The 8,516-nt window shown below is 33.7% G+C and carries 9 protein-coding genes; 6 read left to right on the top strand and 3 right to left on the bottom strand.

From position 1 onward, the window contains the following. The first annotated feature begins 93 nt into the window (after nt 1-93). The 4 genes from ACXLDF_RS04820 (at nt 94) to rfbA (ending at nt 3,571) form a co-directional block, all read left to right on the top strand. Nucleotides 94-300 (top strand): hypothetical protein, encoded by a 207-nt coding sequence (locus tag ACXLDF_RS04820; RefSeq protein WP_457557363.1) that lies wholly within the window; start codon nt 94-96, stop codon nt 298-300. 367 nt (nt 301-667) lie between these two features. Then, nucleotides 668-1,690, top strand: a complete 1,023-nt coding sequence (rfbB, locus tag ACXLDF_RS04815) for a dTDP-glucose 4,6-dehydratase (protein WP_457557362.1) — start codon at nt 668-670, stop codon at nt 1,688-1,690. A 6-nt stretch (nt 1,691-1,696) separates the two neighbouring features. After that, a complete protein-coding gene (locus ACXLDF_RS04810) occupies nt 1,697-2,599 on the top strand; it encodes an SDR family oxidoreductase (protein WP_457557361.1) in 903 nt (300 codons plus the stop codon). 102 nt (nt 2,600-2,701) lie between these two features. Next, a complete protein-coding gene (gene rfbA, locus ACXLDF_RS04805) occupies nt 2,702-3,571 on the top strand; it encodes a glucose-1-phosphate thymidylyltransferase RfbA (RefSeq protein ID WP_457557360.1) in 870 nt (289 codons plus the stop codon). Nucleotides 3,572-3,725: 154 nt separating this feature from the next. Here the strand turns inward: rfbA and ACXLDF_RS04800 are convergent, their stop codons facing one another. Genes ACXLDF_RS04800 through ACXLDF_RS04790 form a run of 3 tightly spaced genes read right to left on the bottom strand, consistent with a single transcriptional unit; the run spans nt 3,726 to nt 6,493 of the window. Further along, nucleotides 3,726-4,787 carry a Gfo/Idh/MocA family protein gene (locus ACXLDF_RS04800; RefSeq protein WP_457557359.1) on the bottom strand — a complete coding sequence of 354 codons (1,062 nt, stop codon included), beginning with the start codon at nt 4,785-4,787 and terminating at the stop codon, nt 3,726-3,728. A 10-nt stretch (nt 4,788-4,797) separates the two neighbouring features. Next, nucleotides 4,798-5,394 carry an acyltransferase gene (locus ACXLDF_RS04795; RefSeq protein ID WP_457557358.1) on the bottom strand — a complete coding sequence of 199 codons (597 nt, stop codon included), beginning with the start codon at nt 5,392-5,394 and terminating at the stop codon, nt 4,798-4,800. 13 nt (nt 5,395-5,407) lie between these two features. Continuing rightward, on the bottom strand, nt 5,408-6,493 hold the full coding sequence (locus ACXLDF_RS04790; protein ID WP_457557357.1) for a DegT/DnrJ/EryC1/StrS family aminotransferase: 1,086 nt from the start codon (nt 6,491-6,493) through the stop codon (nt 5,408-5,410). Nucleotides 6,494-7,226: 733 nt separating this feature from the next. On the opposite strand from ACXLDF_RS04790, the gene ACXLDF_RS04785 reads away from it, so the two are divergent. Together ACXLDF_RS04785 and ACXLDF_RS04780 are read left to right on the top strand one after the other, a co-directional pair. Next, entirely contained in the window at nt 7,227-7,496 is a 270-nt protein-coding gene (locus ACXLDF_RS04785) for a hypothetical protein (protein WP_457557356.1), read from the top strand. A gap of 78 nt (nt 7,497-7,574) precedes the next feature. Further along, the gene (locus ACXLDF_RS04780; RefSeq protein WP_457557355.1) at nt 7,575-8,348 is read left to right on the top strand and encodes a hypothetical protein; all 774 of its coding nucleotides are present in this window, start codon (nt 7,575-7,577) and stop codon (nt 8,346-8,348) included. Nucleotides 8,349-8,516: the final 168 nt, after the last annotated feature.

Here is an 8,516-nt window from a genome sequence, read left to right as displayed (position 1 = left end):
ATAAAGCTAAATTACCTCAAAGCAGAGGATGAGCTACCAAACAATTTATAAAAAGTATATTATATTAAAACTGGCGACAAAAAAGAGATGTATATGAATCACCAACTTTTCAAAAAAAGAACGGCTGAACTCTTCATAAATCCTGATTCTAAAAAAATATACCTTCGTTGGCTCAGTAGATCTTGGATGATAGCAATGATTATACAAATAATACCACTTTTTTTAGGAAAAACCATTACTAACAATTGTGTTGAAAGCATACATTCGCAGATTAAACGAGCAAGAAACCTTAAAAAGTAGCAGGATCCGGAATACGCAGATAAATTGTTCCATCTGCAAGAATTTATGTTCAGAATGGACATCTTTCTAAAATATGTCTCAAAGGGTGACCTTTGCATAAATATATAATTCATCCAAAAAATGGATGTTGAGAGCTATGTAATTAATTCAAACAACAAAAATTTCACTCAAAAAATTATGAACGCATATCTATAAAAAGAAAAAAAGGTCATCACCTAAAAGGAAAAATAGTCCGTTATTTAATCATTTTGTCTTCTAGTGCTTGATTTTAAAAATAATAACTTTGGGGTTTTGTTATATTTCGACCAAACATATTTAACCTAAATGATATTTCTTCTCATAAATAATTTTTCAAGGTAAATTTAATATGAAACTTCTTGTCACAGGTGGACTTGGCTTTATCGGAAGTAATTTTATCCGACTTTTGTTAACCGAACATCCGAACATGGAAATTTGGAATTTGGATGCTATGACATACGCCGGAAACCCTGAAAATCTTCGTGAATTTGAAGATCATCCGCATTATCATTTTGTGAAGGGGTCAATTTGCAATTACGAACTCGTAGATTTTCTTCTAAAGGAAAATGAAATTGAAGCGATCATCAATTTTGCTGCAGAATCGCATGTAGATCGCTCGATCTCGAATCCTGATGTCTTTGTCGATACGAATGTCAAAGGAACCCTCACTTTACTAAATGCTTTCAAAAACTATCGGAATCAGGTGAAAAAATTTCTACAAATTTCCACTGATGAAGTGTACGGTCATCTTGGATTTGACGATCCTGCTTTTAATGAAAAAACACCCATACAACCTCGGAGTCCTTATTCTTCGAGTAAAGCTGCGGCAGATATGCTTGTTCAAGCGTTTTATCACACTTATAATTTACCGGTCGTAATCACCCGTTGCTCGAACAATTATGGCCCGTATCAGTTTCCTGAAAAACTTATCCCTCTTATGATTCGCAATATTCAAGCGAATAAACCGCTTCCTGTCTATGGAGATGGTTCGAATGTACGTGATTGGATACATGTTACTGATCATTGTCGGGGTGTATATGTTGCATTAGAAAAGGGAAAACCTGGAGAGGTGTATAATTTTGGAGGAAATGCAGAAGTTGCTAATATTGATATGGTGAAATATTTACTTCGCGCACTAAGAAAAGGAGAAGAGTTGATTACATTTGTGCGCGATCGCCCTGGTCATGATTTGCGGTATGCGATGAATTTCGAAAAGGCAACCCGAGAGCTAGGTTGGAGTCCTAAATATGATTTTGAAACAGGAATGAAAGAAACTATTCAATGGTATTTGGATCATTCCGAATGGGTGGATCACTGTATCACCGGCGAATATCTGGAGTACTATTCATCGCAATACGGGCAAAAAAGGTAAGATAGAATGAAGGTTTTAATAATTGGAGCGAATGGCTTTCTTGGGCGAAAAGTTATTGAACTTTATCAGAAAACAGATGATGTATTTGGTGCTGATGTAGTTTTAAAGCAATTTCCTTTTGATTGCCCTATTTTGAAATTGGATATTACTAATGCTGATGAAGTGATGCAATGCCTAACTGAATATAAACCTGATTTATCGATTCTTACTGCTGCAATGACCAATGTGGATGCTTGTGAATATTTTCCTGACCGTGCCTATGCAATTAATGCACTTGGACCAAAAAATGTTGCTCATGCGGTGAAACAAATCGGTGGAAAATTGATTTATATCTCCACAGATTTTATTTTTGATGGTTCGCGGGGAAATTATTCCGAAACTGATGCACCAAATCCACTTTCCATATATGGTAAATCAAAACTACAAGGAGAACAATTTATTTTGGATGAAGGTGTTCGAGCATGCATCTGTCGTACGAGTGTATTATATGGATGGCCGGGTGCAGGACAAAGAGATAATTTTTTTTCATGGGCATATAAATCCTTAGTAGCAGGAAAGACTCTTTCAATTATCGACGGCCAAATAACCACACCCACATTAGTGAATGATTTGGCCGAATGTATTTATTGGATGCGAGACTTTGAGAATTCGGAGATTTTTCATACCGCTGGACCAGAAGCGGTGTCTCGGTTAGTTTTTGTTGAGAAAATTATGGAAACTATGATTACTAAGAATTTGAAAGAGCGTCTGTTTCCAAATCTCGGAACAATCGAAAGAATTACCACGTTGAAACAAAAAGCAATTCGACCTGCAGATTCTTCCTTAAATACTACTAAAATTCAAACCACATGGGAATCCCATTTTCTAGGAGTTTCTGAAGCCCTTTCGCGGTTGTTTCTGGGGAAGTGATATTGTAAAAATATAAATATATAGGATAGAGGAAGAAATGCTATTGAGATTTAAATATTGCTTTAAATAATATTCTTAAGCCATGAAGGAGAAAATTAGAGTATGAAAGGAATCATTTTGGCTGGAGGAAAGGGCACCCGACTATATCCCATCACGCAAGTTGTGAGCAAGCAATTGTTGCCCATTTACGATAAACCAATGATTTATTATCCATTGTCTGTTCTGATGTTGGCAGATATCCGGGAAATATTAATTATATCTGACCCCCGCAATTTACCTTTTTACCAAGAATTACTTGGGGATGGTTCACATATTGGTTTGAAATTATCATATAAGGTTCAAACAGAACCTCGAGGTTTGGCAGATGCTTTTATTGTCGGAGAAGATTTTATTGTTGGGGATAAAGTTGCCTTGATCTTAGGTGATAATATTTTTTACGGCCGAGGTTTTAGTGATATTTTAATTAAAGCACGAAATTTAGAACATGGTGCCACTATTTTCGGATATTATGTCAATAATCCGGAAGAGTTCGGAGTGGTTGAATTCGATGAAAACTATAATGTTATTTCATTAGAAGAGAAGCCCAAACATCCCAAATCCAATTATGCAATTCCTGGTTTATATTTTTATGATGAAAGAGTGGTACAATTTGCCAAATCGTTAAAACCATCAGCGCGCGGGGAAATTGAGATTACAGATTTAAACCGGCTTTATTTTGAAAGAAGTGAATTAAAGGTGCAGTTGTTAGGTAGGGGGTTTGCTTGGTTAGACACAGGCACTTATGATGGGTTGGCTAGTGCAACTGATTTTGTGCGTACAATTCAGAAGCGGACGGGGTTGTATATTTCCTGCATTGAAGAGATTGCGTATGTGCGAAAATTTATTACAAAGGAACAGCTGAGAAAAATTGCTAAAAGATATGCAAAAACAGAATATGGTACATATATCTTAAAAATGGCGAAAATTTTTTAAAAATTAAGTTGTTAATCAATAATATAATTAAAAAGTACGGAAAAAGGCTACCAAAATCTCAATAATACTCCTTTTGAGGATAACTAAGGCAAGATAAAGTCAATACTTTTCGAAAAGCTTCCTAATCCATGTAACCTTATGGGGAAACTGATATTTATTGGAATTTTGAAACTTCCTTTAAGAAATGATCTATGTAAACAATTTTTTTTGTTTCAAAGGATCGGATAGCACAAAAGATAATTGCAATGGTCCACAGATTATCCCTTATTGAAGTCGGATGTTCTTGACCTGTTCTAATCGAAGTAATGAATTTTTGTATCGTTTCTGACCATCCTGGTGGGTAAATTCGTTCGTTATCAATATCTTTAATGTTTTCCCCCAATTCGATTTTCTGTCCATCTGGTAAAAAAAGAAGCGGCGATTCATTTTTGGTATTAAGCAATGTGCCTTTCGATCCATACATTGTAAATGTCGTATGTCCAGATGTCGTTGGACCTGCGCTGGATTCTTGATTAGCAGTTAAATGCCATTCTATACCATTCTCAAAAGTGACGTTTATAAGTGCACTTGAATAACCAATGATTTTTGAATGTGGTGGTCGAATAAAATTTGCCCAAACAGATATTGGTTTTCGATTTAAAAAATACCTCATAGAATCGATCACATGAACATACCAATTGAAAAGGCTTATATATTCTTCTTGTTGACGCCACCATCTATTAAAATGATAATTATTTTGATTTAAAAGAGAATTAATTAAAAAGATGTCACCGAGTAAATTATCTTGCACAGCTTGATGTATGGCTACAATCCGAGGATTCCATCGGTATTGTTGGTTTACTGCTGTGATGATTCTCTGTGAATCTGCTCTTTTTTGGGCATGTAGAATATGTTTTAATTGGTTTTCAGTTGTACATAATGGTTTTTCTGTTAAAACATGAACTCCATGGTCAATTGCATCAATAATATATCTAGCATGATATGGAGGAGGAGTTGCAATCACTACTGCATCAATTTTCTCCTTTTTATATGCTTCCTCTATGTAAGTATATTTCGTCATATTTGGAAAGGAGTATTTTTCCAATTCCTTAAAAGCCTCTGGATTCGGATCTACTATTGCTACAAGATTTATTTCCGAATTAGCTTGAAACACATCTAACCATCGAGGGGCAATATGACCGCAACCGATGAGTGCGAAATTTATTTGATTATCCATTTTATTCACTTTAATTAATTAAAGGATATTTTTCATCATCAGGGATTAAGCCCTTTACTTTCGCTGGAACACCAATGGCAATGGAATTATCAGGAATATTTTTAGTCACAACAGAACCAGCACCTATGAGTGCTTCTCTCCCTACTTTTATTCCTGGAAGAATTGTACATCCTCCTCCAATTCGAGAAGCATATCCAATAATTGCGGTATCTTCTATAAGTGGAAAATTACGTCCATGTTTTATTTTTCTGACATTTGTGATCGTACATGATGGTCCAATGAAAACATTATCTTCAATAATTGTATAATTTGCAATAAAACAATTAGTGTGGATAGAAACATTATTACCAATTTTTAAATTTCCATCTAAGGTCGTTCCATTACCAATTTTTGAATTATTACCGATAATGGATTTTTCTCGAATTATACTATAATGATTAATAGTGCAATCATTTCCGATTTGTGTACCCCAATATATTGTACATGGAGGGCGAATTTTTAAGTTTTCTCCTATAATTACAATATTATCTGATGAATCCAAAGGGTTTTTCCATTGGAAAGATATTTCGGGGTAAATTTTTTCATTTTTAGGAGTAATTTTTATCATTTAAAACCATTTTTTAGGTATAGTATTCTTTAATAGTTTTAATTACATAATCAACTTTTTCTTGTGGCATATTACCTGATAGTGGAAGAGAAACAATGTGGTTACAGAATTTTTCAGCATTTGGTAAATGTTGTTTACCAAAACGTTCCTCAATAACAGGTTGTTGATGTAATGGAATTGGATAATGAATTCCAGTTTCAATCCCTTTTGATTTTAAGAAATTTCTGAATGCAGTTCGATTTTTCACTTGAACTACATAAGTATAATAGACGGTATCGGCCCATTTCTCTTGCTTTGGGGTGAAGATCTCTGGAATATTCGCTAAAGCTTCATTATATGAATTTGTGATTTCCTTTCTTCTTTTAATAAATTTATCAATCAATTTTAATTGAACTCTACCTATAGCTGCAGGAATCTCAGGCATTCGCATATTCATAGCAAGGATTTCATGCTTATATTTTTCAATTCTACCATGATTTTTTAACATATAAAACAAATCTGCTGTTTTTTCTTCATTTGTTACAATCATACCGCCATCTCCACCAACATTCATGATCTTTGATGGAAAAAATGAAAAACAACTATAATCCCCGATAGAGCCTGTCATTTTTCCTTTATATTTAGATCCATGAGATTGTGCACAATCTTCTATAACTTTAATGTTATATTCATTTGCTAGTTTCATTACAGGATCCATATCAACTGGATGTCCATAAATATGCACAGTTACAATTGCTTTAGTTTTTTCTGTTATTTTCTTCTCTAAATCACTTATATCCATGGTGTAATTTGAGGGATTAGAATCTACAAAGATAGGTTTTAACCCAAGTTGTATTGCTTGAGATGCCGATGCAATAAATGTATGTGTAGGACAAATAAACTCATCACCAGGTTGTAATTGCATCCCAAGGAAGGTAATATACAGAGCAGATGTACCAGAATTCACAGAAATGGCGCGCTTTTTATGAATGTATTGTGCAAATTCTTCTTCAAAGGATTTAGCTTCAGGACCATTTATATACCTTCCTGACTCTAATACTTTTAGGGTTGCATTCTTAATATTATCATCTAAATATAATTCGCATAATGGAACTTTCATTCTAAATCTTCTTGATTGTGTGTTGACTAATATTAATCTTCAAAGTATTATTATTCTTTAAGTACGTTCAATTAAGAAGCTTTATATTAGTTAATATGATGATATTTTTAAAATTCATGATTAATGAATCTACCCTTGTTTTAGAAAAAAAATCATCTGATCAAATTGGCACTTTCAAAATTGTAACCTAAAGTCTAAATACTGTTTATAAATGATTTTTATTTTTAACTAAATCAATTGGTTGATTATTTACAATGCTAACATTAATCCTTAAAGAATTAATCCTGTTTTGATCAAGCTAAATTTAATTAAAGCTATGAAAATATTAATACTTTAGGAATAGATATTGCATTTATAAATTCAAAATGAATCGAGTATGTGATTCTTTAGCTGATTTAAATCTATTAATCTCTGTTTTTTCCATATTATAATTTCTCTATCAGGGAGTTTTATCAATAATCCTCTTTCTCTCAGTTTTAAATTTCTTAATCTCTGCTTTCAAATCAGACTTTTTGTACAAACTTGCAGATTTCTATGCAAAAAATAAACAGTCTTCAAGGTTATAATCGCGCCGACTCAAATCGCCAATAATAGAGAACCGAAACGCTTTTGAAGGGAAATGAGAATCTATAATTGATAAGTTATATCATCAATTACAGAAACGGCGATTCCTCAATCGACCATCTCAACTTTCCCTCAAGATTTATTTCTCCGCGGAGAATTTAAATCTTATATGGAAAGTTTGGTTGGTCAAACAGGAATCGCGAAGATATTCAAACCAAGGCTTTATTCATATTCGGATTTTATACTTGTCAAGCTTTATGCAATGGTGACTAAACAATCAACAACATATGCTTCAGAATTTCTTAATCATTACTTTGTTCGACACTATTACCGAAGTAAATTTTTTATAATAAAAGAATTTAGAGATGGTGTCCGAAAACGGCGACTGGTACCCCATCAAACCGATGTGGACAAATTTTTTCGACTACTTTCAGAATAAGATATTCATTTCATCTTCGGAAACCTATTAAATCGAGTTAACATAGAAATCTGTAGAAAAGAGATCGGAGGTTCAAAAATGCGTCTATTGATTGATAACACCGAATATCCTTACTACGGAAAGTTTCAACCGCCATTTGAGGTCGGTACACACAAACAACTGGGAACTCGTAAAGCTCGTTTGTTCCAAGGATTTGCTCTTCAAGGTTGTGGAATTACACTTTTTTCTGAATTCCGATTGCTCAGATATAAGCAGTATCGCTCAAAACGCATCGGTGTCGGTGCAAAATGGTTGAAATTTCAGGGATTTAACCTAAGCTATGCGCTAATGGACCGTGAGTTTTACCGTGCAGCTCTGGTCAAAGAATTGAAATCACAAAATTTACCTGTTTTAATGCCGGCTAAACGTTTCAATAGTGTCAAGCGGGTGTTTAGCGATTTTTTGCTAGGAAAACGCCCGATTTTTGATAAATATCTTTTTTCACAGAAAACTGGAACAAAACCTTGGCTAAGTTCGGTTCATATGCAATTAGTCTTAATTGCGCATAAAAATCAATCCGCTTTGGAAATCCGTCAAAAGTTACTTCAAAATAAAATAAATTTTAACCAAGCAATGGAGGAACTTGAGGATTCTTCACAACACTCCGTCCACATAAGAATCTTGCCAGTTGGAGCCGATGGCTCTCAGAAACGTATAAAAAACGGTGGTTTGAAGAAACTCGTTTTAGAATGTTTAATAAAATCCATATATCTTACCGAAATCATAAGCCAACCACGCAACTTGCTCAACTCTATTTTCGTGCCTATATTTTTAATTGTTGGCAGTATTACAGAAAGCAACAATTGCGATTGAAATGTAAAAAATGGGAAACAACTCTATCTGTCTATCAATTACGAATTTCAAGCAAAATCTTAAAAAATGTTCGAAGTAATATCATGGAAAATTTGTGGTTTTTACAAAAAGAAAAAAGGAGATTATTTTTTGTGAATTAAAAATATAACCTTAAAGACTGAAATAAAA

Source organism: Candidatus Harpocratesius sp. (genome assembly GCF_054039255.1).
This window is presented reverse-complemented; position numbering and strand designations above follow the sequence as displayed.